Source organism: Anaerotignum faecicola (assembly GCF_003865035.1).
GTDB classification, from domain to species: domain Bacteria; phylum Bacillota; class Clostridia; order Lachnospirales; family Anaerotignaceae; genus Anaerotignum_A; species Anaerotignum_A faecicola.
Window position 1 is genome coordinate 148,208 of record NZ_BHVZ01000001.1, and the last position, 23,918, is coordinate 172,125.

The 23,918-nt window shown below is 40.1% G+C and carries 26 protein-coding genes and 1 pseudogene; 14 read left to right on the forward strand and 13 right to left on the reverse strand.

Translation table 11 applies throughout. The features are described from left to right. Positions 1 to 4 precede the first annotated feature (4 nt). The 4 genes from EJE48_RS00670 to EJE48_RS00685 all read right to left on the reverse strand — a co-directional run bounded on the left by EJE48_RS00670 (position 5) and on the right by EJE48_RS00685 (position 2,562). A complete protein-coding gene (locus tag EJE48_RS00670) occupies positions 5 to 235 on the reverse strand; it encodes a helix-turn-helix domain-containing protein (RefSeq protein ID WP_005928624.1) in 231 nt (76 codons plus the stop codon). Between the two features lie 92 nt (positions 236 to 327). After that, positions 328 to 1,668, reverse strand: a complete 1,341-nt coding sequence (locus EJE48_RS00675) for a relaxase/mobilization nuclease domain-containing protein (RefSeq protein WP_005928627.1) — start codon at positions 1,666 to 1,668, stop codon at positions 328 to 330. Then, positions 1,629 to 1,958: a plasmid mobilization protein gene (locus EJE48_RS00680; protein WP_005422959.1), complete on the reverse strand. Its 330-nt coding sequence runs from the start codon at positions 1,956 to 1,958 to the stop codon at positions 1,629 to 1,631. The genes EJE48_RS00675 and EJE48_RS00680 overlap by 40 nt, the downstream gene beginning before the upstream one ends. Positions 1,959 to 2,202: 244 nt before the next feature. Beyond that, positions 2,203 to 2,562 (reverse strand): helix-turn-helix transcriptional regulator, encoded by a 360-nt coding sequence (locus tag EJE48_RS00685; protein ID WP_201259548.1) that lies wholly within the window; start codon positions 2,560 to 2,562, stop codon positions 2,203 to 2,205. Positions 2,563 to 2,722: 160 nt separating this feature from the next. Here EJE48_RS00685 and EJE48_RS00690 point away from each other — a divergent pair, with 160 nt between their 5' ends. From EJE48_RS00690 to EJE48_RS00745, 12 genes are all read left to right on the forward strand, one after another. After that, complete coding sequence (locus EJE48_RS00690; RefSeq protein ID WP_005422953.1) at positions 2,723 to 2,905, forward strand: helix-turn-helix domain-containing protein; 183 nt, start codon at positions 2,723 to 2,725, stop codon at positions 2,903 to 2,905. Next, on the forward strand, positions 2,898 to 3,596 hold the full coding sequence (vanR, locus tag EJE48_RS00695) for a VanR-ABDEGLN family response regulator transcription factor (RefSeq protein ID WP_106762864.1): 699 nt from the start codon (positions 2,898 to 2,900) through the stop codon (positions 3,594 to 3,596). The genes EJE48_RS00690 and vanR overlap by 8 nt, the downstream gene beginning before the upstream one ends. Beyond that, positions 3,583 to 4,671 carry a sensor histidine kinase gene (locus tag EJE48_RS00700; protein ID WP_124984202.1) on the forward strand — a complete coding sequence of 363 codons (1,089 nt, stop codon included), beginning with the start codon at positions 3,583 to 3,585 and terminating at the stop codon, positions 4,669 to 4,671. The genes vanR and EJE48_RS00700 overlap by 14 nt, the downstream gene beginning before the upstream one ends. Before the next feature lie 146 nt (positions 4,672 to 4,817). Next, complete coding sequence (locus EJE48_RS00705) at positions 4,818 to 5,654, forward strand: efflux RND transporter periplasmic adaptor subunit (RefSeq protein WP_124984203.1); 837 nt, start codon at positions 4,818 to 4,820, stop codon at positions 5,652 to 5,654. A gap of 8 nt (positions 5,655 to 5,662) precedes the next feature. Then, a complete protein-coding gene (locus EJE48_RS00710) occupies positions 5,663 to 6,376 on the forward strand; it encodes an ABC transporter ATP-binding protein (protein WP_005422944.1) in 714 nt (237 codons plus the stop codon). Beyond that, entirely contained in the window at positions 6,366 to 7,553 is a 1,188-nt protein-coding gene (locus tag EJE48_RS00715; RefSeq protein ID WP_005422943.1) for an ABC transporter permease, read from the forward strand. The genes EJE48_RS00710 and EJE48_RS00715 overlap by 11 nt, the downstream gene beginning before the upstream one ends. A 29-nt stretch (positions 7,554 to 7,582) precedes the next feature. Beyond that, positions 7,583 to 8,074, forward strand: coding sequence for a hypothetical protein (locus tag EJE48_RS00720; RefSeq protein ID WP_227235243.1), 492 nt, complete (start codon positions 7,583 to 7,585; stop codon positions 8,072 to 8,074). Positions 8,075 to 8,118: 44 nt separating this feature from the next. Then, positions 8,119 to 9,078, forward strand: coding sequence for a D-alanyl-D-alanine carboxypeptidase family protein (locus EJE48_RS00725; protein ID WP_005422939.1), 960 nt, complete (start codon positions 8,119 to 8,121; stop codon positions 9,076 to 9,078). 464 nt (positions 9,079 to 9,542) lie between these two features. Beyond that, a complete protein-coding gene (locus tag EJE48_RS00730) occupies positions 9,543 to 9,983 on the forward strand; it encodes an RNA polymerase sigma factor (RefSeq protein WP_065532039.1) in 441 nt (146 codons plus the stop codon). Continuing rightward, positions 9,964 to 10,224, forward strand: a complete 261-nt coding sequence (locus EJE48_RS00735) for a helix-turn-helix domain-containing protein (RefSeq protein WP_022263773.1) — start codon at positions 9,964 to 9,966, stop codon at positions 10,222 to 10,224. Before EJE48_RS00730 ends, EJE48_RS00735 begins: the two co-directional genes overlap by 20 nt. A 422-nt stretch (positions 10,225 to 10,646) precedes the next feature. Then, on the forward strand, positions 10,647 to 10,883 hold the full coding sequence (locus EJE48_RS00740) for a MerR family transcriptional regulator (RefSeq protein WP_065532041.1): 237 nt from the start codon (positions 10,647 to 10,649) through the stop codon (positions 10,881 to 10,883). A gap of 3 nt (positions 10,884 to 10,886) precedes the next feature. Next, a complete protein-coding gene (locus tag EJE48_RS00745; RefSeq protein ID WP_117613365.1) occupies positions 10,887 to 12,191 on the forward strand; it encodes a tyrosine-type recombinase/integrase in 1,305 nt (434 codons plus the stop codon). A 545-nt stretch (positions 12,192 to 12,736) separates the two neighbouring features. Here the strand turns inward: EJE48_RS00745 and EJE48_RS00750 are convergent. From EJE48_RS00750 to EJE48_RS00780, 6 genes and pseudogenes are all read right to left on the reverse strand, one after another. After that, positions 12,737 to 13,165, reverse strand: coding sequence for a hypothetical protein (locus tag EJE48_RS00750; protein WP_124984204.1), 429 nt, complete (start codon positions 13,163 to 13,165; stop codon positions 12,737 to 12,739). Between the two features lie 16 nt (positions 13,166 to 13,181). After that, positions 13,182 to 14,675, reverse strand: coding sequence for a Y-family DNA polymerase (locus EJE48_RS00755; protein WP_124984205.1), 1,494 nt, complete (start codon positions 14,673 to 14,675; stop codon positions 13,182 to 13,184). Positions 14,676 to 14,862: 187 nt separating this feature from the next. Further along, positions 14,863 to 15,072 (reverse strand): transporter associated domain-containing protein, encoded by a 210-nt coding sequence (locus EJE48_RS00760; protein ID WP_160117282.1) that lies wholly within the window; start codon positions 15,070 to 15,072, stop codon positions 14,863 to 14,865. Beyond that, positions 15,063 to 15,809: pseudogene (locus tag EJE48_RS12470) on the reverse strand (oxidoreductase). Before EJE48_RS12470 ends, EJE48_RS00760 begins: the two are co-directional and overlap by 10 nt. A gap of 409 nt (positions 15,810 to 16,218) precedes the next feature. After that, positions 16,219 to 17,298 carry an NAD/NADP-dependent octopine/nopaline dehydrogenase family protein gene (locus EJE48_RS00775; RefSeq protein WP_160117284.1) on the reverse strand — a complete coding sequence of 360 codons (1,080 nt, stop codon included), beginning with the start codon at positions 17,296 to 17,298 and terminating at the stop codon, positions 16,219 to 16,221. A gap of 443 nt (positions 17,299 to 17,741) precedes the next feature. Further along, positions 17,742 to 19,145 (reverse strand): sodium:solute symporter family protein, encoded by a 1,404-nt coding sequence (locus tag EJE48_RS00780; protein WP_118582032.1) that lies wholly within the window; start codon positions 19,143 to 19,145, stop codon positions 17,742 to 17,744. Between the two features lie 490 nt (positions 19,146 to 19,635). Here EJE48_RS00780 and EJE48_RS00785 point away from each other — a divergent pair, with 490 nt between their 5' ends. Further along, complete coding sequence (locus EJE48_RS00785) at positions 19,636 to 20,496, forward strand: DMT family transporter (protein ID WP_160117285.1); 861 nt, start codon at positions 19,636 to 19,638, stop codon at positions 20,494 to 20,496. Positions 20,497 to 20,603: 107 nt separating this feature from the next. Here EJE48_RS00785 and EJE48_RS00790 read toward each other — a convergent pair whose 3' ends face one another. Next, positions 20,604 to 21,059, reverse strand: coding sequence for an NAD/NADP octopine/nopaline dehydrogenase family protein (locus tag EJE48_RS00790; protein ID WP_124984207.1), 456 nt, complete (start codon positions 21,057 to 21,059; stop codon positions 20,604 to 20,606). A 228-nt stretch (positions 21,060 to 21,287) separates the two neighbouring features. After that, positions 21,288 to 21,533: a hypothetical protein gene (locus EJE48_RS00795; protein WP_124984208.1), complete on the reverse strand. Its 246-nt coding sequence runs from the start codon at positions 21,531 to 21,533 to the stop codon at positions 21,288 to 21,290. A 659-nt stretch (positions 21,534 to 22,192) separates the two neighbouring features. Here EJE48_RS00795 and EJE48_RS00805 point away from each other — a divergent pair. Beyond that, positions 22,193 to 22,666: a FadR/GntR family transcriptional regulator gene (locus EJE48_RS00805; protein WP_160117286.1), complete on the forward strand. Its 474-nt coding sequence runs from the start codon at positions 22,193 to 22,195 to the stop codon at positions 22,664 to 22,666. Positions 22,667 to 22,832: 166 nt separating this feature from the next. On the opposite strand, the gene EJE48_RS00810 is transcribed toward EJE48_RS00805, so the two are convergent. Beyond that, positions 22,833 to 23,909: an NAD/NADP-dependent octopine/nopaline dehydrogenase family protein gene (locus EJE48_RS00810; RefSeq protein WP_118582044.1), complete on the reverse strand. Its 1,077-nt coding sequence runs from the start codon at positions 23,907 to 23,909 to the stop codon at positions 22,833 to 22,835. Positions 23,910 to 23,918: the final 9 nt, after the last annotated feature.

Consider the following 23,918-nt stretch of genomic DNA (forward strand, 5'->3'; position numbering starts at 1 on the left):
GGTATCACTCCTTTTCTATTGGGAATTGTGGGATAGCTTCTAACAGTTTCAGTATGAGCGTTTGCCGTAAATCGTCGTCGATTTCCTCTTTTACGCTTCCGTCCGGCTGACGCTTTTTTACCATTGCAAGGCGGTTGATTTCGTCACCGTAACAAGCAAGCACTTTTTCCAACGCCCATTTTTCGCCCGCAACGGCGGCGCGTATCGTTTCATAGTCCGGCATTTCCTGTTCCATTCTCTGACACTTCCTTTGCTGAAAATGTATCACTTTGGTATGTAACTACTGTTTTTGATAGGAACTATTATATCATACAAGTATGAACAAAGCTACTCCCCGCGTTCTTTTCCTTTTTCCCGTTCCGGTTCTCTTGGCTGCCGTAAAATGCTGTCTATGTTCTGTTTGATAACGTCGTACTCTTTGACCTGTTTTTTCAGTCTGCCATAGTCGGCGTAAAGGGCTTCTTTCTGTTCCTGGAGCTTTTCATATTCCGATTGCAGCGCGGTGAGGTTCGGGAGCTTGGAAACGCCCGCCGCCTTTAATGCCTTTGCCGCTGCTTCATGCAAGATGATTTCGCGCTCATGGGCTGCCCGGTAACTGTCCTTATTTCTTGCTTTGCGGTATGCGTCATAGGCGGGTTTTGTCTTTTGGAACGTGGAAACATTCTTGATAAGCACCGCCATATCTACAAGCCGTTTTTCCGCGCTCTTTAATGCGTCTGCCGCCTGTTCGCTCTCTGTCTGTATCTCTGCGATTTTTGCGGTCAAGTCGGTGTATTGTTCAATCTTGTGTTCCGTAATAAAATTCATGGTCTTAGCTGCCTGTTTCAGATTGTGGATTTTCGCCCATTGTTCATAACCCCGGCTCTGCGCCGCCTTGATACTGTTTTCAATATCAATGAGCAGGGACACGCCGCGTTCTGTCTTGGGAGCTTTGGCGGTGCGGGTACGCTTGCCCTCTATCCGTTCCCGGATTGCTTCCTCTGTATAATCTGCGCCGAGGGTTTTCAAACGGGTAAACCGTTCCTGTCCCGGAACCAAACAGGACACATATTTTCCCCGTTTGATTGTGAAGCCTTCTGCCTGTAACCGCGCGAGCAATTCTTCAAAGTCGGACACTTGGGGGATAAGGGTATCGACGGCAAGTTTCAATTTTGCTTTGGCGGTTTTCTCTTTCTTATACACCGCATAATTCTTTCCCTTGCCGCCTTTCTCCGGCACAAGGACGGACAAGCCGTTTTCCCGGCACAGCCTGTCGCTGATGTTGCGTATTCCGTAATAGGTGCGCTTGTTGGAAACATACTTGTGGTAGTCTACAAAGTTTACCGCACAAAAAATGATGTGGTTATGGATATGCCCTTTATCTATGTGAGTGGTAAGGACGTATTCATATTGCCCCTTTGTTACCGCGTCGGCAAGCTGTTTTCCGATTTCATGGGCTTTCTCATAATCGACTTCCCCCGGCTCAAAAGATTGTATCAAATGGTGTGCGAGGTTGTTTCCTCTGTCAAGAGCTTGCGACAATGTAAATCCGAACTCAATATCTGCCGTTTCATAGCTGCACCCGAACGAGGACACCAGCATTTTCCCGTCCGTCTTGTTCGGGTTTTGGATATAGTCAAGGGCTTTTTTTAACGTGCTTTTAATAGGCTTAATCTTTGTAACCGCCATATCTCCGCAAGCACCTCCTTGATTTCTTCTATATCCTCTTGGTAGACGCTGCCCGTCGCATTGACGCGCTTTGCAATCTGATTGACATTGACCCCGATTTTCTGTATCTCCGCTGTCATAGCTTTTATGTCGGCATGGTCTATCTGAATGATATACCCGTCGATTGCCATTTTCCGCAAGTAGGCTTCCATGTTCCGGGTAGGGACGAGCTGCATTTTCTGTTCAATGAACGCCCGTTCTTCCTCTGTTACTCTGAATTTAATTTGTACTGTCCGTTTCCTGCCGTTCATCGGCTCACACTCCTTTCCATTCCGAGGGTTTGGGACACTTCCCAACAAGCAATTTTCAACCGACGCGCCGCAGCGCAGGAGGGCGAAAATACGGAAAGGGTACCCCTTTCCTATGCTTGCTAAGAAACTTTCTCCCTTTATCCCTACTACATGGAAAATCTGATTTTGCCAAAGCAGGACAAAAGAAAAACGCCGCAAACTGCGACGTTTCAAACTGCTTTTTCTATGAAGAAACGAGGGAACTTTATTCCCCCGTTGTTTCGTTGTTGGCTTCCTCAATCCCTTTTGCGGTAGCTGACAGGATTTTCAAATCCTTTTCACTCATGCCGTCGAGCATGGTATCAAGCTGACGGCGGCGTGTGGACTTTTCCTGTTCCCGTTCCGGGAAAAAGAACTGGTCTACCGATACGTCAAGCAGGGTTACAAGCTCATACAAAATCTGCAAACTTGGGTGCTGCCCGCTGTTTTCAATGGACGCGATATATCGCGGCGCAATGTTCAGCTTATCCGCTAACTGGTTGCGGGAAATTCCCTTTGCTTTTCTTGCCGCTTTGATAGCCTGTCCGAAAGCCTTAAAATCAAACTTTTCTTTGCTCTGCTTCATAATCATTTCACCCAACTACATTGTATATTTCATCTCTCTTTCAAGATATGATTACACGCATCATAGTATGGATAGAAATAGAGCATATCATGTACTTGCTATTATTCGGTTATCCGAGTATAATTATATTGATAATGTTTGAAGAAAGGACGGTTACGATATGGAATATATGTCTTGTCCCGAAGCAGCGGAAAAATGGGGTATTTCTGAACGGCGTGTGCAGATACTTTGTAAAGAAAATCGAATACCTGGTGTTTCAAAAATCGGTTATATGTGGTTGATACCCAAGAGCGCAGTAAAACCATTTGATAAAAGGATAAAAAGGAGTGTAGACAATGAATGAAAAAATTTTAGTTGTAGATGATGAAAAAGAGATAGCAGATTTACTTGAAGTTTATCTTAAAAACGATAATTATATAGTACACAAATATTACAATGGAATTGAAGCATTGGAATGTATTCAGAAAACGGAAATTGATTTGGCGATATTGGACGTTATGCTTCCTGATATAGACGGATTCCGTATTTGCCAAAAAATTAGAGAAAATTTTTATTTCCCTGTTATTATGCTTACAGCTAAAATTGATGATGGCGATAAAATAATGGGGCTAACAATAGGTGCCGATGATTATATAACAAAACCTTTTAATCCCCTTGAAGTCATTGCAAGAGTGAAAACACAGTTAAGACGCTATCAGAAGTACAACAATCCAACAAAAAAGCAGTTTTTTCCAAAAAGTGAATATGACATTAGAGGATTGATTATCAATAAGGACACGCATAAATGCTTTTTGTTCGGAAAAGAAATATCTTTAACTCCTATCGAGTTTTCAATCCTTTGGTATTTATGTGAACATCAAGGCAAAGTTGTTTCAACTGAGGAACTATTTGAAAATATCTGGAAAGAAAAATATTTAGATAATAACAACACCGTAATGGCACATATAGGGCGGCTTAGAGAAAAATTAAATGAACCCGCCAAAAATCCAAAATTTATCAAAACAGTTTGGGGGGTAGGTTATGAAATTGAATAAAAATGAACAAAATTATCTGCTTACAATCCTGTTTAAAAGTTATATCTTACAGAGTGTAATTTGTTCGGGAATTATCTTAGTGTGTACGGTTTCGTTAGATATGGGACTTACTTGGGTACTGGATAGATATGTGGAACATTACTACCTGATATATAGGGGACTTTATGTTTATATGGTAGGGCTTATATTATGGGTAGTTTGCATTATGTATTTGACTTATAAACTTTTGAAAAAGGTTGTTAATTATGTCTACGAGTTACAAGCTGCAACAGGAAAACTATTTGATAAATCAGTAGATTATATTGAACTCTCACCGGAACTAAGCGAAATTGCTATCAACATAAATCGCTTAAAGCAAGAAGCAGAAAACAATGCGCGACTTGCACAGGAAAATGAACAGCGCAAGAATGATTTGATTATGTACCTTGCACATGATTTGAAAACGCCGCTTTCTTCCGTCATTGGCTATCTAACACTACTGCATGATGATGAACAACAAATATCACAGGAGTTAAGAGAAAAGTATCTTTCTATTTCTCTTGATAAAGCAGAACGTCTTGAAGATTTGATAAACGAGTTTTTTGAAATCACACGATTTAACTTATCTAACATAACATTACAATACAGCAACATAAATTTGACCCGTTTATTAGAACAACTTATCTATGAATTTAAGCCCATATTAAAGGAAAAAAATTTGAAATGTACTCTCAATAGTACAAGCGACATTATGCTACATTGCGACGCAAACAAAATACAACGTGTGTTCGATAATCTCTTGCGTAATGCGGTAATTTACAGTTATACAGATACAGAAGTTGCAATAACCACAGAACTTCAAGAGAACACTATTGTAATTACTTTTGAAAATTTTGGGAATCCTATCGCAGAAGAAAAACTAAAACTAATATTTGAGCAGTTTTACCGAGTTGACACATCAAGAAATACTACAAGTGGTGGTGCCGGATTGGGACTTGCGATTGCGAAACATATTGTAGAACTACATAAGGGGACTATTGTTGCTCATAGTAAAGACGAGTGTATAAAATTTATAGTTACACTTCCACTTTCGTAGGAAAATCGTAAGAAATTCCGTAGCAAAAAAGAGGATTTTCTTGCGAACAATCATCAAAATTAAGGCTTTTATTTTGATACAATTATTGTATCAAGGTGAAAGCCTTTTATCTTTAAACGAAATATAATATACAATAACAAGGAGGTATGTTGGTGAAATACCAAAATCGAATTATGGCGTTACCTATGCTATGTATGATAATAATTGTGTTATCTGCCTGTTGTTTTGACGAGCAGAAAAATGAAACCAGTAACGTAAATCCAAAAGTACAATCCGTTGAAACGGTATCCGTTACTCGCGGTAATCTTACTCCAACGGTATCTGCTCACACAACTATTATTCCGGCTTTGGATTTTGTTTTATGTTCTTCTGTTGAGGGTACTTTTGAAGCCTGTTCCTCAGCCGGCAACAAAATTACTGAGGGTGGTGTGATTGGGAAAGTATCTGAAGAAGAAATAAAATCCCCAGTTGACGCAACGATTCTTTCTATTATCTCATCTAATGAGAGTGTTCCCAAAAATTATCCCTTAGCAACAGCTAAGTACACAGGTTTTGCTCTCAATATTGAAGCTGAAAATTTTTTGAAAATATTGCCGGAAAATGCAGCATTAAAAGCAAAGTTTCAAGTAGTTGATGGTGTGGGACCTATGGAAGCGATTGCAGTTGTAGTACCAGTATCAGAAAATGCAGAAAGCACATTGCAATGTTTAATTGGAAAAGATATTGATGTAAAACCCGGACAAAGTGCTACCGTTGTCATAACAGCCGAAACTAGAAAAGATGTGCTTTTGTTACCACTTTCAGTCATTGCGGGCAGACAAGGTAAGGGAATGGTAACCGTAATAAATGACGGAAAACAAATTCAAACAGAAGTTATGCTGGGTGCAACTGATGGTGCATATATAGAAATATTGTCGGGTGTAAATGAGGGCGATACAATTTCTTCTATTCCCCCAAACCTTGACCCAAGGAGTAAGGAGTAATTTGTAACATGGAAAAAACGAATGGAGGAAATTTAATTCAAATAAAAAACTTGGTAGCGACTGTTAATTTGAATAATGGTGATACCTTAGTAACTGTAAACAAAGCAAATATGGAACTAAAGCGAGGAAACAGCTATGCTATTGTAGGCAAATCGGGTTCAGGAAAAACAAGCCTTATATCAATTATAGGTTTACTCAACCACTCATATCAAGGCGAATTTCTTTATAATGGTATGTCTGTTTCCACTTTAACAGATAGCCAGCTATCTATGCTTCGAGCAAGTAATATCGGTTTTGTTTTTCAAAACTATTCTTTAATTAAACATTTAAGAGTTTGGGAAAATATTGAGCTTCCTTTACTTTATTCCAAAAAGAAAATGAATACAAGACAGCGGAAAGAAGCAATACGAAATCTTTTGCAAAGTGTTGGATTAGAAGGAAAAGAAAATGATTATCCATCTAATTTATCAGGAGGCGAACAACAAAGAGTGGCGATTGCCCGCGCACTTGCAGTATCGCCGGAAGCCATTTTATGTGATGAACCTACTGGTGCTTTAGATAAAAAAACCGGAAAACAAATTATGGACCTTTTACATCAAGTTGTGCTTAAAAATGGCATTATGCTTTTAATAGTAACTCATGACCTCGATATTGCAAAGACTTGTAATACAATTTTTGAAATGGACGGAGGGAGGCTTCAATGTGTTAAATATGATTCTTAAAGACCTTCGTATTTCTCCTCTAAGAAATATCTTAACAGGTATATCGATGTTTGTAGGAATTATTGCAATGATTAGTTCTGTCTTGGTGGGAACGCTTGGTAAAGAATATTTGATTTCTGTCAATGCACAGATGTATGGATGGAGTCCTACATATTCTTTTTCAATTACAGGATCAGATTTTCAAGATACCATTAAAATGGAGAATTTTTTTCGAGAAATTTACAATACTGATCATTTTGTGGCTGTTACCTTTTCCATGCTGGAAGAGATAACAGTTGCTCCAGTAGCGTCTGTCTCTTCTCTACAAGACATAAGTGACACTGTTTACAAAAAGACTGTACCCGTAGATGTTGTTTTTACTACAAGCACATATAACAAAATCTATAATTTGCCTATGTCATCAGGGGATTGGTTTGATTCTTCGGAAATAAATAAAACTCTGTGCATGGTAGTAAATAAAGCAGCACAGAATTATTTTGATACTTCATATGCTGTTGGAAATGTAGAAAGTAGTCTTTCATTAACACCATTTAATGTGGTAGGTACTGTGAATGACGGGACAGATATACCAACTGTATATCTTGACGCCCATTCAATAGAACTACTTGTTCCGAATATGTGGAAAGTAAAAAATGCAACTGTTCATTGGCATTCAGAAGCGGGAATTACCATGAGACAGATGTATTCGTCATTACATGACATTTTAGAAGATACAATAGGAGGAAATTTGGATATCATAGGGAAAAGTGATATTGGAGATACTTATAATTCCGTACTTTCTGTACTTCAATTAGGACTTTTGGTAACATCATTTTTATTGTTATTTGTTTCTGTATTAGGACAAATTAACATAGGGTTATCATCCTTGGAACAACGTACTCACGAATTACTAATTAGACGGGCGATTGGCGCTTCTCGTGCGAATATTGTTACTTTAGTGTTAGGCGCACAATTAACTATATCAGTGTTTGTTTGTATTGTTTCAATCCTGATATCCTTTTTCTTGGTTCAAGGCATGGGGTTATTTCTGCCTGTGGATTCTCCCGTAGCGGCACTGGAATATCCTATTCTTTCGGCAGTGGTAGCTGTTATAACATCCGTTGTTGTAGCGTTGCTTGGAGGACTATTGCCAGCGTTAAAAGCTGCAAAGCTTGAACCTGCATTGGCGCTTAGATAAAATAAATTTTATAAAATTGGAGGAAAAACATGAAAATATTATCTATGAAAACAACGATTTTTTTAGGAGCAATGCTTTCTTTATTGGTATGTCTGATGTTTACAGGTTGTTCAAATTCTGAAACAAATTCTACTTCAAGAGGACTCACGGATTTTGCACACATTGAAGAAGAATATCTTGCAACCATTGACAGTTTGAATTGGCCTGATGGCATTGCACTTCCTGATAAACTGGAAGATGAAGATACAGGAGCTTCCTTTCAGGTTGGTTATGGAGAAACGAGAGCTTCTTATTTGTGGGAATATTCATGGATGAAAGAATGGCTTGATACTTATAATACAGATCCAGAGCGAGCCGAAAAAGCATTAGAAGAATTGGAAAAAGCCTTCGACATGCCATATATGGGAATAGACCGGTGTGATGACGCAACTCGTAATTATTTGCGCGAAAATATAGATAAAGCAAAATTAGGTGACCCCTCTGGATTTACAGAAAGTATAAGAGCAAATTATGCCAATTAGATTTACCTATTAAATCTGACTGATTACTGTCGGAGGTGCAATTTATGAAAAGAAAATACAAGAGAAGGACGTCTCGTTTCGGAATATTTTTTGTTTTCCTTACTGCTGTAACGATAGCAGGTGTATTTTTCATACCGTGGGCAATGAAACCTGACAATTTTCGCAATGAGAAGAATAAAATCAACTCTTGGCTGAATGGAATTTTCTTTCAAGATTTTTATAATGCAAAATCCCTCATATTAGTTGACCTTTCTAATGACAATATATTTATTTCAAAGCGAGAAAACGAGCAACAGCTTCCTGCCAGCTTAGCCAAATTATTTGTCATTGAATACGCAGCAACACTTGCGGATTTAGATAGTATTGTTCCTGCAAATTATGAAGCAATCCAATTAACTAAACCTGGTTCATCTGTTGCGAATATAGACGCGAAAAAATATTTTCTCCACAATTTGTTTGCTGCCATGTTGGTTCCATCTGGAAATGACGCTGCTTATGTAGTCGCGGATTATTGTGGTTCTATTCTTTCACCACAAGCTAAGAATAGTCAAGAACGTATTAATGTTTTTATGGAACATCTAAATAATTACTTACAAAATCAAGGGTATGAAAACACAATTTTATATGACCCAAGCGGATATGATGTCAATGCTCTCACTACCGTTTCAGACCTAAAATCAGTATCTACTCACCTTTTAGAGAAGCAATGGTTTAGAGATATTGTTTCAAAGAGTAATTATACAGCTACTTTACCTGACGGAAGTACGCAGACATGGAGGAATACTAATACTTTTCTTGACCAAACATCAGAATATTACAATGAAAATGTTAAAGGTATCAAGACAGGTTCCTTATCTAATGACTATAATTTAGTTGTTCTTTATCAACAACATGGAAAGGAATTTTTAATATGTAGTTTAGGCTCTCAATCGGATTCTTCAAGATATGATGATGTGAATTATATTCTTAAAACAATAGATGAATCTGACTATTTAACTAAATGATTTCATCTGCCGGACGACGGCAAAAGAAAAAAAGCCGTCGCAGAGCAGACACATTTTCACGCGCCTACTCTATTTCGGCGGCTTTGATTATCAGAGCCGCCGTTTCTTTTTATCCATCTAAATTCCAACGACGACCCTCTACCATGTAAAGGCATGGCGGCTTTAGGAGGTAGCCGCCATGCACTTATCAACTTATCGACACAAATCGACATTCCCCCAATTATCAAAAAAAGTCTATCCCCTGCAACGGGGTATTTCGGGCATAAAGATGAACAATCACATCATCTAAATACTTTTTATGTTTCCTTTGCGTCTGTCTGCGCCTTGCAGATGGGCGCATTTTGCATTTTACAGAACTTTTTTCAAAGAAATTTTTGCTTTCGTCCGGCGTTTGAAAAAGTCGTCTGTATTATCACGCGAAAAGGGGAGGTACTACCACCTTTCGACAGAAAGGAGGTGAGAACATGGAACCTAATCGCAGAGAATTTCAAAAGCAATGTGCCTTTCAAAGTTTCTGTAAACGGGTGCTGCACAACGAAGCGTGCAACGCCCACGACGAAATCCGGCGACGCAGGAAACGGGAAGTATCGTTTTGCGACCTTGCCTTGCATGAGGAACGGCAGCTTTACACCGTTGACAAGTATTTTCAAGACGAAGAAGCTGAACCGCGTTATCAAATGGCAGGAAAAGAGATAACCCCGAAACTGCTGCTTGAAGCAATCCGCACTTTGCCGGAGGAAAAAAGGACTGCTATCCTGCTGTACTATTTCGAGGGCATGACCGACGTGGAAATCGGAAAGATGTTCAATACGTCGCGCAGCACGATACAGTACAGACGGACAAGCTCTTTTGAACTGTTAAAGAAATATTTGGAGGGACACGCTGATGAATGGGAAGAATGGTAAACAATCCGACTACCCGGAAATCGCCCTTGTTCCCTATCCCGTCATTGTGGCGGCGAGCAAAGGCGACCCGGACGCTATGAAAATAGTCTTGCAGCATTTCAGCGGCTACATAGCGAGCCTGTCCATGCGGAAGCTCTACGACGAGCGCGGCAACGTCTACTATGGCGTTGACGAGGACATACGGGAACGGCTGCAAGCAAGACTGATGAGGGCTATCCTCACATTTCGGGCTGATGAATAGTTGAGCATGACCGTAAAACGTCTTGTAACCCCTTTTCCGTTTTACGGCAAGCAGAACAGTCATCTTGTTCTTTGAAAAAGAAAGCGGCGCAAGAGAACGGCGACGCAGTATAGGGCAAATCGGATACGTTCCTTTTGTGCCGAGCCATACAGCGGGTGCGCCATGACTTCCCTTTCGGGAACGAGCGAACAACACTACACCGCAAAGCAAGTCAGCAGCTTGCGGGCGACGACACACAAGAGGGATAATGATACTCCCTTACAGCCACAGTCCGAGCGTTAGAAGCGTCGCAGGCAATGGGTAGGGCTGCGTGAGAACCACGCAGGAGTGAAATTCTCGTGGAGCTATGCTAATAGCCGTTCGATTAAAGCCCCTTTTATTCAAAAACATACCTTTGAGCCATTTTGAAAGGGGGTATTCCTATGGCTAAAAAGGAAACTACAAACCATGCCGCCCCTGTTTTGCCTATGCTGAAAACAGTAGAGCAAATGAGCAAGGTTAGCGGTATTGGAGAAAATAAATTACGCGAGCTTATGGATAACGGCGAACTGGAATACGTTCAAAACGGAAACCGCCGCTTGATTGCCGATACCGCTATATGGGATTGGTACGAGCGAGCGAAAACCGCCGTAAAGCCCCCGGCAGAGCAAGGGGGTTAAGTTATGGCAATCTCAACAAGACAGGTAAAAAACAAACGCGACAGCAACGGCGTACTGACCGGACGACCAGGCACAGTCTACGACGTAAACATAAAGTACACCGCCCCGGACGGAAAAAAGAAGTCGTATGCAAAAAAGGGCTTTGCCACCAAAAAGGAAGCAGCACAGCATGAAGCGGAAATGAAAACGAAGCTCCAAAATCCGGGGCAAGTTGCTTCTATTACTTCACAGAGGAAACAGACTGTCGCTGCCTATCTCAATGACTGGGTGGAAAGCTATGCAAGAGTGAACTTGCGCCCCTCTACTTATGACGGGTATAAAAAGACGATTGCAAACTATATCAATCCGTATATCGGCGGCGTTACCCTCAATCAGCTTACCCCTGCTATGGTAGACAAGATGTTTCAGCAGATTATAGACAAAGGCTTGAAGCCGTCCACCGCAGCCGGGGCAAAACGTGTTTTGAGTGTGGCGTTGAGCCATGCCCGCAAATACCGCTATATCGAAACCAACGCGGCAAAAGATACCCTTACGAAGTTTGGGAAAGGCGACAAGACCCCTGACCCTTACACGCCGGAACAGGTGAAAGCCTTAATGCAGCGCGTCGAGGGTACTGTTTGGGAAATGCCTGTTATCTTGGGCGGGCTTTACGGTATGCGCCGTTCTGAAATCTTAGGCTTGCGTTGGCGCAATGTGGATTTGGAGAACAACACCTTTGATGTTACCGAGCAGCTACCTTTCAAGGTACCGCCAAAAACAAAAGTCATTGAAGAAATGGCACCGCCGAAATCCAACGGCAGAAAGCTACCCATTACGGAGCTTGCCCGCCCGTTCTTCCTCAAACAGCTTGCCATGCAGGAAGTACAGAAAGAACAGGCAGCAAAAGACGGAAAGCCTTACTATGACAATGACCTTGTTGTAGCAAAGCCGGACGGCGCACCTATCGCCGCGTCGTGGGTGTCCTCTCAATTTGGAAAGCTGCTTGAAGATTTGGATATGCCGCACATTCGTTTTCACGATTTACGACATACGGCAGCGACCAATATGCACCAACTGACAGGCGACTTCTATACGGTTGGCGAAGTCTTGGGACATACGCTTGCGGGTATCGGCGCGTCGCTTGGGCTTTCCATGAACTTTGAAGCTGTTACCGCCCGTTATGTGGACGTGCGGCTTGAACGAAAAAAAGAAGTTTTGGACGCTTACCATAGCGCGGTGGAAAAAGCAGCCCCGGAGAAACCAAAGGAAGCCGAGCCGAAAAAAGGAAAACGGGCAGCAAAGAAAAAACACAGCGAAATAGACCTTTAACCGCTGTATCTCTTTACTGCTCTTTACAACCTTTTATATGCCCGCGTGGAATTTGGGCACCATTTGGGCACCATTTACGGAAAAAGCACCATGAAAACAGAGGGTAAAAGAAACGCCGACAACTCACAAAAACGTAGTGTTCATGCGGGTTTTCGGCGTTTTCCTATCCCTTAACGGGCTTCTATTCATCTTGTGCGAGAGAGAAAAATTCTACTATTTTTTATATCAAAGGTTATCCCGCCCTTTGACCAAAAATAAAAAAAGCAGGAAGACACAGCTCTTGAAATATCTGAAGTCCATCCTGCTATTAAAAAATACAATAAAAAAAGCGCTATTACATTTATGCCTTTTAGACACAAAAATAATAACGCTTTCCTATCCTTAAACCATTTATCTCGGTCAAACGCCTTGATACCTAATCATCTTTCTCCTTTAGAGTATCACAGGAAATTTACTATGTCAACGCTTATTCATTCTTACCCAATCCATTATAAATGACACCCTATTTGATATCTCTACACATCATAAAACACTGCGTATCCCAGTCAAAGCTCATATCGCTCAAAAATCTCACTCTCCATACAAGCAATATCCCCTACCCATATCCTCTTGCCGTCCATGAATACAATGGCTGCGGGAACATCCTCAATCCTCCTTACCCTACCGGCATAGATCGCATAAGCACCGCCCTTTTCATTTTCAGTGAAATAGGTTACTTCTATTTCCGGATGAACACTCATCTGTTTCTGCAGTATCTGCATTTTTCGGTCTAAACCTCTCTTCTCATCCTCCGACAGCATTCTCCGTCTATCCGCCAAGAGAACACCCTCTGTTTCCTGCACCATCTGCTCATAGCCGACCAATGCCGCAAAGGGTGCAAACTGCGCCGCTCTATCTCGCACTGACATTTTCGGCCTGCACTCCGATTGATGATGCGGCAGATGGATAATATCCTCATACCTATTGTCATTCATTGTTTTCCCCCTCCCATTATGCTCGATGGCCGCCCACTTGGTTATTCCGTTCCTTCATGGTTGCACCTTCCAAGAAATTTGTTCCTTTTAATACTGCGTTTTTTCCGTATTTCTTTTGAATCTGCAAAATGGCTTTTTGCAGCTGCTTTTCTTTTTGGCGTGCATCTTCCTTTTTTCTCTGCTTTTCCGATTCTTCGGTATCCGCAAATAAATCCAACTGCTTCGGCTCCTTCTTCACTGCCTCCTGAGAAATCACATGACACGCCGCAATCGTTACCCTTCGCACAAGAAGCTCTTGATTCACAATGCAGTCATACAGCTGCAGCACCGCCTCTGCTATTTCCTCGGAAGAACTGCTATGTCCCTCCAGATTCGCTGTGCCATGTGCGTGCTTCGGTATTTCCCTGCCGTAAGCATCCCGCACCACCTCTCCCGTATATCTTATCTCCGGGTTCTCCAGACTTTCCTTATCATATCCAATCGTCAGCACAAGCTGATTTGTGACAACCCCCTTATTTACCAAATCAAGCACAAGCCGATCCACCATTTCCCTCACAATGATTTTCGCTTTTTCTGCCGTATAGGGAGATTGCAGCACTTGTCCGGAGCTTATGCTGTTGCTCATCGGCTGATAGGACTTTACATCCGCGATCGCACACGGCTCCCAGCCCCACGCATGATCAATCAACAGCTCTGCATTGATGCCAAAAAGCTGATATAGCTTATCCTCTCCTCTTTTGCTGAGGGAATATCTTGCGATATCCCCCATGGTGTATAAGCCTGCGGCATGAAGCTTTTTCGTGTAGCCTCTGCCCACACGCCAAAAGTCCTGAATCGGCTCATGCGCCCACATTTCATAGCGGTATGACATTTCATCCAGCTCCGCAATCCGCATCCCCTTCTCATCTGCGGGCATTTTTTTTGCCAAAATATCCATAGCAATCTTCGCCAGATACAGATTTGTGCCAATGCCGACTGTGGCTGTGATTCCCGTTGTTTGAAACACCGCATTTACCACCCTTTCCGCCAGTGCGTGCGCCGAAAGCCGATAAAACGGAAGATATGCCGTTAAATCGACAAAGACCTCATCAATGCTATAAACATGAATATCCTCTGCCGAAAAATACTTTAGAAAAATACCGTGTATCTTCGCACTCACTTCCATGTACCGTCTCATTCTGGGCGGAGCAATGATATAATCCAGCTCCAAGGTTGGATCGTTCTGCAGCTCCCGCAAATCACAGGACTTATCCCAAAACGCCTTTGACGGAAGCCTCATCCGCCTTTCGTAGTTAATGTCACGCACTCTCTGCTTGACCTTAAACAGCCTCGGTCTGCCGGATATGCCAAAGGACTTTAAGGCAGGCGATACCGCAAGGCAAATCGTTTTATCCGTGCGTGCCGCATCAGCCACCACAAGATTGATTGCCATCGGATCAAACCCCCGGTCAATGCACTCGACAGAAGCATAGTAGCTTTTTAAATCACAGCATAAATACGTTCTTTCCATACACCCACCTCCAAGAGCAAACATATATTCTTTACAATAACGAATATTTGTTCTCTTTTTTTGTTATAGCACATCATGCTGCTATTGACAAGGCGAACACTGAAAAATCTTTTCGGAAATATCCGGAAATAAAAAAATCCCGATACCATTTCTCAATAACACCGGAATTTTTTTGACACGCAATGCTTTATTTTAGAATCTCCAACACAGCATGCTCCACTCTATGTTCTTTTATTTTGTCGATGGTTGTACGAAGGTTATCTACTTCCAGCTCTATATTCACATCCCCATCCTTTGGCACTATGCCCAATTTTTGAAATACAAAACCGATAAATGTTTCGCAATCCTCTGCGGTTATCGCCACTCCGGTCGCATCCTCAATGTCACTTAATCGCAAATTGCCTTTGATCTCCCACTTGCCGTCATGGTCGCTTCTATTGTCTCTCCCTCAAGCGATGTTGATTCAACATCATTGAGATTTCCGACAAGCTCTTCCAAAAGGTCAAAATAACATTCTTTTAAAAATCTGATGTGATTCTCCAATCTCCCACCATATTCGTCTGTCCTATGATTATAATAAGGAGACAAAAACTGGTTCAATAAGTAAAAATGTGCTGCATGTAATTCTATTGCATCAAAACCAGATTCCTTAACACGTTTAGCCGCCTGTCCATGAGCTTTCACCACAGAATAAATATCCTCCTGTGTCATAGATATACCTTGTGTACCAGTAGTTTTTCCTGGAATATCAGAAGGAGCAAATATTCTTCAATTTTCTGTTTTATAAGTTGTTTTTTGTACCACCATATGCAATCTGCATCATGATTTTGCGCCATAGCCATGCACCATCTGTGTCAAATGCTTGTACTCTTCTATAAAACTATCAGCATAGATTCCCAGCATTTTTTCATTTGCACATTCTTCCTCTGTAGTTCTGGTCATTCCCGTACAAATGAATCTAACCTCATTTTTTGCCAAATTTTCATAGACTTCATATAAAGCGGAAGTCATATTTCCATCTTCAGTCGCCTTTGCTTCCCATGTTGCACTTCTCATAAAACGATTTTTACAGTATAAAAATTTGATTTTACACGATGTAAAAGCAAGATCCATATTAGCCCCCCTGATTTTCATTCATTTATTCCCTTAAGGTCAATCCAAATTCTTGTTGTATCCTACCCTAACAATGGTGCCCCTTTTCTGATTTCTGCAGGTGTTTTACTTAATTTCATACTAAAGTCAATCTAATTTTCCTCTTTTTATTACACATCCACTTGTTCGTGAGGAGAAAGTACCTATATTTAGCCATAAAAATACCAACCCCCAATCATTAGACTTTTAGGTCTATCTTTTGGGGGTCGGTACAAAGCCTGAGAGTTTTTTCAGAGCAGTTTCTCACTGCACTTATGCATTATTTTAGGGAAATACACAATTCCATAGGATTTGCGATTCAATAAGAGTTTCTGAGTGATTATTTTATATCGGTTTATTTTGAGTATTTTCGCTTTTATGGGTCCTCGTTTATATTCTCTTTGTTTTATCCTTAGCCTTCTCTGCACATTGCTTCAAATGCTTCTTTGTCAACACCTTCCAAGCCAAGGTTCTTTCTTGTTCTGCCTTCATCCATTTCAGGAATAATTGCACGAGCAACTGTGATCACAGCGCTGATGCAAGGAGTAGGTACACCTGCTACCTGACCCATTGTCTGCAGTGCAACTAGAGAATAGGGAATATCTTCCATTAGATAACGTGTACGCATTGTTTTCTGACCTTTGATACCTGTATAAGCAGAAATTGCATTTGTGATAACTTCATACATATTGTTACCAGAGGTTTCATATGTATTTTTATACTCATCTACCAGTGTTCTCAGTTCCAAACCATACGCTTTGCCCAAAGCCATTCTTTCTGCATCCAGTGCTTCAACCAATGCACCCTGGCTAGGTGTAAAGTCCAGATAATACTGAAAATCTTCTTCATGCTCAATTTTTGCTGTGTACAGCAGTGTAGGTGCGGGATGCATCATTGCATTCAGGTTATCTAGGCTAACACGCAGAATATCATCTCTGAAGTTAAACTGAGGCAGAATATCCGCAAATTTTTCAGCTACCAGATCGTTATATTTGGAAGGGTATGCTGCTGCAGAAAGGCTTGCCTTCTGACCGGAAACCTCAACTCTACCTACTTCTATTGCACGGCAAGCGAACAGCAGTGTGGATGTGCCAGCAATGATAATATCTGCTGTGCAACCACATTCTTTCAGTGTATTCTTAAATTCAACAGGACCCAAAGAAGCATTAGGGTTCAGTACAACAATCTGACCATCCTTCAGATGAGGTGCCATTTTCTTTGCCATATCTTTATGGTAGATAGAGGGCAGTACAACCAGAATAATTTCGCACCCCTCCATAACCTTTCCAATATCTGTACTTGCTAATTCAATTTTACCAAAGCCTGTTACATCAGAATGACCTTCCAATACAACACCACCCAGCTTTGTTAATTTATCTACTGTATTCTGAACTACATCAAAGATTTTTACTGTTCTGCCATGCAGAGAAAGATACCCAGCAAAGGCCTGTCCGCCATTACCGGCACCAATAATTGCCATCGGTTTTCCCATGATGATACTCCTTTCCATTGTGTACCATTTTATTTTTTAAGTTGTAATTTTCAATGACGTCACTTGATGGTTTAATTGTACTACAACTAAACAGGTATTGCAATAGGTTTTTTTGTTTTTTATTCCTTTTATTCAATTCGTTTATTTTTCATACTCAAATTTATGAAAAACAACCAAATTCTTCTCCTGTCTTTTATCTGCCCTTTCCGTCAAAGCTCCTCAAATTTTTCAAAGCCCATTCATATCATGATTTCTCTTAGATTATTATATATCCCCCTCATTACCCCACAGCTTCCTCCTATATCCATGTACTTCACAAACATTAAAAAGTGTACAAGCCCTGAAAAAATTCAGGGCTCGCACACTTTTTAATGTTAGAAAATGAGGCACAAATTATGGTACGTCACAAAAGTATTCATTTTATATAAAATCTCTTCTACCAATTATTCTTCATTTTTTGTCGCTTTCCCTTTTGTCAGCGCACTCACTACCATCAATGCAACGAAAGATGCTGCAATACCCATAACTGCATAGTTAATTGTTGTTTTCAGAACCATTGCTACTGCACAACCAACGCAACCTGCAATCATACTTGCAATAAGACCCTGTGTAGTGATAAACTTTTTATTTCTATAAATATATCCCACATAAATCGGGCAAAGAAGTGTTGCTGCAGAGAACGCATAAGTTGCAACCAACCATGTCAGTGTATCTGTGAATACCAAGCACATCAGAACTGCAACAACCATAGTTACCAGAGAGAGCGTTCTGGAAAGCTTCAGCATTTTATCAGAAGAAATATCAGGCTTAATAACAGCCAGAATATCTCTTGTGATATTTACTACTACAGACTGCGCACCACTGGAAACTGTAGACATCATAACTGCAAAAACCAATGCTGCAAAAGCTGCCAGCAAAGGCAGAGGCAACTGAGACATGAACCAACCTGTTGCTGTATTCTGCGCCAGTTCTGTATTCATTGTACTGATGCTCATGCCCATATATACTGCCCATACAAAGCTCAGGAATGCCAAAAATGCGGAAATCGCCAAAGAAGCAGGAATTTCTTTTTCTTCTTTAATCGCACAAACACGCTGGAAATACAGCTGGTTTGTTACGCCGCCGGGCATTACGGAGAATACCCAGAGCAGCACTGTGCCTGCACCTAATTTCTTGATGGAGCCGCTCATAGAAATCATATCAGGATCAATATTATTCAGAATATTCTGCAGGCCGCCACCCATATTTGTTACATAAATAACAGAAACAATGCACATCAGAATCATGAAGCAAGCGAAAATAAAGTCTGTCCATGCTACTGTTTTCAGACCGGCAGGCATTACAAACAGCAAGCTTACAAATGTAAACACGATGCAAAGCAGATTGTAATTGACACCGGTAATTGTGGAATAAATGCTCCCGAATGCTGTAATCTGAGAAGTAATCCAACCAAAGGGTACGAAAATTGTCATAATTGCAGCCAGAATACCTACAAATTTACTATTATTGGAAAAATGTCTTAAAATTTCGGGTACTGTTGTAAAATTATTCTGACGCAACCATTTTGCCGGAATCATAACAAAGAAAAACGGTAATGCCGTCAAGAAACCATAAATTAAGATTGCCACACCATTCAAATAAGCATTCCCCAGATGACCTACCAAAATACCGCCGCCCATAGCACTGGCAAACTGTGTACCAATAACAACATAAATGGGAAGGCTTCTATCCGCTACTGCCCAGTCATCCTCGGATACCGCAGAGCGTTTGCTGATAATATAGGTTGGAATAAGCGTTGCTAAGACAACTAATGTCGTTGCGAAAAAAATTGCCATTGTTTGAGTCATATCCTTCTCCTCCTTAATGATAATTGCTTTCTTAATGATAATTGCTTTGCAGACAACTTATATTAAAAGATAAACAACTTTTTTCATATGCTCTTAATTATAAATTGTCTTTTTCTGAAATGAAATAAAAACTTTGGTCTCTATTTCCCCCTTCTCTTAATTAGAACTTTTATAAAACTTGTTTAATTGTAGTACTACTGGACAATTAGATTATACTTGAGTAGTTTCTAAAATGCAACTCCATTTTTGCAATATTCCTATAAAATCCAGATTTTCATGGAATTACTACAAAAACTTTTTTGAAAAACCTCGTTTTTTGTCCTTAGATTTATGAAAAATTCATCAAAAAATAAAGAAAGGCATTACCCTTTTTTCATTGCATTTCTATAACTTTTATTGTATGATTGTAGTGCTGCTGGATTTCATATTTAAAAATATGCTTTATAAGAGAAATACTTATAAACAAAACCTGACAAAGGAGGTTATTTTTATGGATAAAAAAAAGGGGGTTCTCTGTATCATTGCTTCTGTGCTGCTATTTGCATTTATGCAGCTTTTCATCAGCATGACCAGCCCTGCATCCAGTGTATTTTCTCAAATTTTCTTCAGAAACCTGCTTGGAATGATTTTATGCGCTTATTTTATTCGAAGAGACCATTTACCCTATTTCGGTGATTTGAAATCGCAACCTTATCTTCTTGGGCGTTCCTTTTTTGGGTTTCTGGGATTGCTTTGCTTGTTCTACGCTACACGCCATGCTTCTCTTGCGGATGTAACAATCATAACCCATACAGCCCCTTTTTTCACAACCTTGGTGGCTGTCTTATTTCTGCATGAAAAGCTGTCTCCCGTCCAAATCCCGGCATTATTGATTATCTTCCTTGGTGGATGTTTAGTAACAAATCCACGGTTTGATTCATCCCTTATTCCCTTGGGCATAGCTTTCCTCGCTGCGATTTCCAATGGTATTTGCTATCCCCTCCTGCGGTATTCCAGGGAACGAGAACACGCCATGACAGTAATTATGCATTTCTCCACTTTTTGTGTTGTTGCGTGCATCCCCTTCCTTGCTAGAAATTTTTCTATCCCGCATGGCATGGATATTGTCTACCTGGCATTGATTGCACTGACCGGCGCACTTGGTCAAATCTTTTTGACCTACGCCTACCGTCTATGCCCCGCCTCCGAAATTTCTCTTTATGAGCAATTTTCTATTGTAGCTTCCATTATATTAGGGTATTTCTTCCTGAATCAAATCCCTTCTATACGCGCTATTGCAGGCGGCACTCTCATCTTAGGTACTTCTATATTCGTTTATTTTTATAACCTCAAAAGAACAGCACAATCTTGATAACAAAAAAATCTCCTATAAAAGGAGATTTTTTTGTATTATCAAGATATAGGATTACCAAATACAGTTCGTGGGGAGGGGGATGTATTGGCTCCTTTCTGTATTTCTTAACCCAAGCAGAGCTTTAAGAATTCCTGTTTGCTCATACCGGCAATTCCAAGATTTTTTGCATTTCTGCCTTCTGCAATATCATCCACAACTGCTCTTGCAAGGCATACAACGGAATCAATAATAGGTGTCTTTATACCTGCCACCTGTGCCATTGCACGGAATGCTTCCAATGCGTACGGAATATCCTCCTGAAAATATCTTGTATTCATAGACTTTTGTCCTCCAATATCTCCATAAGCATCGCAGTTTGTAATAACCTCATAAGCTGTCTTGCCTTCTGTTGGATACATTCCTTTGAATTCATCTACGAAGCTTCTAACTTCGATACCAAACGCATTGGCAATCGCAACTCTTTCCTCATCCATTTTATCCATCAATCTGCCCTGTGTAGGTGTCAAATCAAGATAGTATCTGAAATCAAGCCCTCTTTCAATTACATTTGTATAAAGCAGTGTAGGGCCAGCGGATGTGCAATCGCATTTAAGTTATCCAATGTAACACGAATAACATCAAGGAGAAGTCAATCTCTGGTATAATATCCGCAAACAGCTCTGCAAACTCTTTATTAGCACTGGCAGGCAATGCTGCTGCAGAGAAATTTTGTCTTCTGTCCGGAAACCTTCACTTTGCCCACCTCAACCATTCTGCAGCAAACAACAATGTTGAAGTGCAGGCCAGCTTTACATTTGCTTTACAACCGTTTCATCAAATGCCTTCTTTGTTTCCAAAATGCCCAAACCAGCTGCCGGGTTCAGTACAACATACTGACCATCCTGCAAATGAGGTGCTATTTTTTCTGCTGTACTCTTGTGATAAATAGAAGGCAATGTTACCAAAACAATTTCTGCATCCTGCAATGCAACCTTCATATCTGTTGTTGCCAAAGCAATTTTGCCAAAGCCAGTTACATCAGAATGACCTTCCAATATAATACCACCCAAATATTTAGCTTATTTACGGTATCTTCTGCCACATCAAAATTTTTACTGTGTGCCCTTTTAAGGATAAATATGCCGCAAAAGCTTGTCCACCGTTACCAGCACCGATAATTGTAATTTTTTTCATAAAAATCAGAACCTTTCTGTATTCTTCATTTCAAGCTCAGTTGTGATTGTCTATTTGTACTACAATTAAACTTATTTATATTATATATATGTACGGTAATAAGTCAAGAACATTTTTAATCAACTTATTTTTCTGTCAATCTTTTCACATTCGCTTGCCTTTCCCCCTCAAACCTGTATAATAAAAGAGACTTGACATAAAAACTAGAACGAAAAGGACGAAAATATGATACCAAAAATCAAAAAAGTAAACCTAAGCACACAACTTGTCGATACCATGACCACTCTCATTGAAGATGGTAGTTGGAAACTGGGGGATAACTTCCCAATGAAGTTGAATTAGCAGCCTCTTTTGAAGTAAGCAGAAATGTTATGAGAGAGTCCATGAAAATTTTGGAAAATTTGGCATTTTAGAATCTAAAACAGGTATTGGCACGTTTATTTCTCAGACAGCTCTGAGTGCAATCCATAATATGCGTTTTTTCGATGAACTAAAAAATAATACAACTGTAGAAATGATTATGGAAACACGTATTATTATCGAGCCTGAACTGGCATACTATGCAACATTGCGTGCAACAGAAGATGACATTTCTTTCTTAAAAGATATTTTTATGGAAAATACTTCCGGAAATCGTGAAAAATTCTTCAAAGAGCGTCATGATTTTAATTTTCATCTCTTCCTTGCAAAATGCAGCAAAAATACAATTTTAGAAAATTTGCTTTTTTCCATGCTGGATCAATTAAAAGGAAGCGATTATTTAAAATTTAACCAACACGTTGAATTAGAGGCTTCTACCAATTCCTATGAAAATCACAAAGAAATTGCAAATGCAATCTTTCATAAGGATGCCCTTCTGGCAAAAGAGTTGATGTCTCAGCATTTAGCTGTTAGAATGGATACAATTAATTTTCCTACAACAAAGATCTTGCAACATCTAAAAAAATTAGAAAAACACGTGAAAAAAAATAAATCTATTTTTTTCATGGCATAAAATTTAAAATCTATCTGAATTTGTTGATAGATTATTAGATATTGGTTAATATCCTAATCATCTATCAATATATTTTGATTTATCTTTAGCTTTTACTTAAAAACTCCTTCCGAATCATAATCCATTCAGAAGGAGTTTTCTTAATTACAGTATAAATTTATGTATCTTATGCTCGGCACATCTTAATAAATTCTTCCTTAGATACGCCTTCCAGACCAAGATTCTTAACAGTACGCCCCTCAATCATCTGTGGAACAAGCGTTCTGCCAACCGTAATCATCGCATCAATACAAGGCGTCGGAACACCTGCAATTTTCCCCAAGGATTGCAATGCAACCAGAGAGCATGGAACATCTTCCATCAAATATCTTGTTTCCAGAGATGTCTGCCCTTTGATACCACGCAAATCTTCGTTCTGAGAAAGGATTTCATACATATTGCTTCCATGTGTGCGATACATAACCTTGTATTCTTCTACCAGAGGCTTTATCTTATCCAGACCATACGCTTTTGCCAGAGCCATACGTTCTTTATCTAGCGCATCTACATATCTGCCCTGAGCAGGTGTAATATCCAGATAATATTCAAAAGGTGTCTTAGATTCAATACGACCTGTGTTCAAAATTGTAGGTGCAGGATGCACAAAAGCGTTAATGTTATCCAGACTTGCACGAATAACATCATCTACAACTTCAAATTCAGGGATCAAATCTTTAAACATTTCTTCCAAAACATTGTTTCTGCTAGAAGGGTATGCAGACATAATCAAGTGCTTCTTCTGACCTGCAACTACTACATGACCAATTTCTACTGCACGGCATGCAAACAGCAATGTAGAAGAACAACCGATTGTAACATCTGCTGTTACATTACAATCATCCAAAACTTTCCGGAATTCTACGGGCCCCATCGAAGCATGAGGGTTCAAGATAATCACCTGACCATCCTTCAGATAGGGTGCCATCTGGCGTGCCATATCTGCATGATACAAAGAAGGCAATACAATTAAAATTAACTTTGCTCCTTCAATTACTTCCTGCATACTTGTTGTTGCTTTTTCAATTTTACCAAAGCCAGTCAGTTTGCTGTTGCCTTCCATCAAAACACCGCCAACTTCATTCAGTTTCTCTACTGTTGCAGGAATCACATCAAAAATTTTGATTCTCTCTCCCATCAAAGAAAGGTATCCTGCAAATGCTTGTCCACCATTTCCCGCACCAACGATTGCAATATGATTTTTCATGATAAAAGC